Annotated in this window: 1 protein-coding gene; it reads right to left on the bottom strand. The window is 67.8% G+C overall.

The window, feature by feature from the left end:
* The coding region (locus TN53_RS42350) for a helix-turn-helix transcriptional regulator (protein WP_046264237.1) at positions 1-460 on the bottom strand (460 nt) is incomplete at both ends.

Genomic DNA, 460 nt, shown 5'->3' with positions numbered 1-460 from the left:
CCCTGCTTCCGCCACTCGCGCGGTGACACCCCGTACGCCTCCTTGAAGACCCGGCTGAAGTGGGAGGCGCTGGCAAAGCCCCGGCGATGAGCGATGGCCGCGATCGTCATCGACCTGGCCCGTGGGTGGCCCAGTTCCTTGCGGCACTGCTCAAGGCGATTGGCCCGGAGCCAGTGGCCGAGCGTGATCCCCGACCGGGCCAGGACCGTGTAGAGGTACCGCACTGATATGTGGTGCGTACGGGCGATGCGGGCCGCGGTCAGGTCGTGCTCGGCGAGATGGGCGCGCATGTACTCCATGATCCGGTACTGCAAGGTGGACTCGAGCGGCTCTTGAGCGAGACGGGCATCGCCGAGGTGGGTGGCGATCACCGCTCGCAGCAGTTCGACGCTGGGCTGTTCCACGGAGCAGGTCTGCTGGAGATCCATCCGCAGCCGGGTCTGGGCCAGCCGCGCGAAGT

Source organism: Streptomyces sp. WM6386, assembly GCF_000972385.1.
Classification (GTDB): Bacteria; Actinomycetota; Actinomycetes; order Streptomycetales; family Streptomycetaceae; genus Streptomyces.
The sequence above is the reverse complement of the archived record's forward strand: the minus strand, read 5'-3'. Positions and strand labels throughout refer to the sequence as shown.